The following is a 1,933-nucleotide window of genomic DNA, read 5'->3' on the forward strand; positions in this document are numbered from 1 at the left end:
CCAAATAACGTCAAATTGACATCATTACCGCCAACAAATTAACGCTCAGGTTTTTTGTTCGACGGTCGATATAACAACAAGATATGTCCAGCCAGCCCAGATTGCTTGATCACTCTGTGTGGCCACGGTTCCGGGGAGAGGAAGTAGATGAATTTATTGCGCAGAATGAAAATAAGCCAGCGTATCTGGCTGATCCTGGTAGTAGCGCTGGTAAGCATGACATTACTGGCCTTGGCCACCCTGACCACCTTGCGCACGGAGTATCGTGAGGCCGAGATCACCAAGGCCACACACCTGGTCGAATCGGCTCACACGATGATGGGGTTCTACCAGGCCAAGGAAGCCTCCGGCCAACTGACCGGGGAGCAGGCACGGGCCCAGGCGCTGGAAGCGCTGCGCGGAATGCGCTATGGCGGCGGCACAGAGTATTTCTGGGTCAATGACATGAACAACGTCATGATCATGCATCCTATGGCACCGCAGACCGAGGGTGTGGACCTCACCACGATCACCAACAGCGATGGCCGCCCCAACATTATTACTGACATGGTCAAACTGGTCCGCGAGCAGGGCACCGCGCACATCGAGTACACCTGGTCCCGCCCCGGCGAGAATCCTGGCGAAGGAGAAGGCCACAGGAAGATTGCCGCCTTCACGCATTTCGAGCCCTGGGACTACATGATCGGTACCGGAATTTTCATTGCGGACCTGGAAGCCAAGTTTTTGGCCGAAGCAATCAAGATGCTGGTTTTCGTGACCCTCCTTACCCTGGCCATGATCCTTATCCTGTTCATCATTGGCCGCAGCATCTCCAAACCGCTGAACAGCGTCGTAGAGGCCATGCGTGATATTGCCAGCGGTGAGGCGGACCTGACGCGCCGGCTCGATGATGATGCCCACGACGAACTGTCGCTGATCGCCTATCACTTCAATAACTTCATCAGCAACCTGCGCACCATCGTCCAGCAACTGGGTGACAGCGCCAACCAGCTGACCAGCGCTGGCCAGCAACTGAACCAGATCAGCGACTCCAGTCTGCGCGGCATGACTCAGCAGTCCGAGAAGATGGAGCTGATGGCCACCGCGGTCAATGAAATTACCTACGGCGTTCAGGACGTCGCGCAAAATGCCAACGCAGCCGCACAGGAAGTCGAGAACGCCAACGAGGGCGCCAATAACGGACGGACCCAGGTCAGCAAAACCATTGAGCAGATCGGCCACCTGTCAGACAGCGTGAAAACCGCCGTCCGCCATATGGAAAGCCTGTCCAGCGACGCCCAGGAAATTACCTCGGTACTCGATGTGATTCGCAACATCGCAGAACAGACCAACCTGCTGGCCCTTAACGCCGCTATTGAGGCTGCCCGTGCTGGCGAAATGGGACGGGGCTTTGCAGTGGTCGCCGACGAGGTACGCAATCTGGCCCAGCGCACCCAGAAGTCGACTGAAGAAATTCATAACATGATCAACAAGCTGCAGACCAATACGCATAGCGCAGTAGAAGTCATCAATCAAAGCGACCGCTACTCGGAAATCAGCGTTCAGCAGGCCAATGCAGCCGGAGCCGCACTGGATCAGATCGCTGAATCGATGCAGCAGATGGTCGCGCTCAATGCCTCCATCGCCAGCGCCACTACCCAGCAGTCGACCGTGGTGGAAGACGTCAACCGCAGCGTAACCGAAGCCGCCGAGCTGGCTCGCGAAACCACCGACGGCGCCCAGCAGACCGCCCAGGCCAGCGAACACCTGACCCAGCTAGGCAAGCAGATCGACGGCCTGGTCGCGCAGTTCCGGGTCTGAAAGCAACGACTTACAGCACCATCACCGCCAACCAGCCAAAGGCAATCAGCGGCAGGTTGTAATGCAGAAAGGTCGGCACCACCGTATCCCAGATATGGTTGTGCTGGCCGTCCACGTTGAGGCCGGCGGTCGG

General features: G+C 57.4%; 2 protein-coding genes. One reads left to right on the forward strand and one right to left on the reverse strand.

Going from position 1 to position 1,933, the window contains the following annotated elements:
• The first annotated feature begins 147 nt into the window (after nt 1-147).
• Nucleotides 148-1,800 (forward strand): methyl-accepting chemotaxis protein, encoded by a 1,653-nt coding sequence (locus ABYA88_RS16285; protein ID WP_373188429.1) that lies wholly within the window; start codon nt 148-150, stop codon nt 1,798-1,800.
• Nucleotides 1,801-1,810: 10 nt separating this feature from the next.
• Here the strand turns inward: ABYA88_RS16285 and ABYA88_RS16290 are convergent.
• A partial coding sequence (locus tag ABYA88_RS16290; protein ID WP_373188430.1) for a Na+/H+ antiporter NhaC family protein occupies nt 1,811-1,933 on the reverse strand: 123 nt, incomplete at its 5' end.

Source organism: Halopseudomonas sp., from assembly GCF_041579695.1.
In the GTDB taxonomy this organism is placed as follows: domain Bacteria; phylum Pseudomonadota; class Gammaproteobacteria; order Pseudomonadales; family Pseudomonadaceae; genus Halopseudomonas.

Excerpts from the sequence above, each read along its gene's own strand:
- ABYA88_RS16285 (WP_373188429.1), top strand. The coding sequence starts at position 148 with ATGAATTTATTGCGCAGAATGAAAATAAGCCAGCGTATCTGGCTGATC.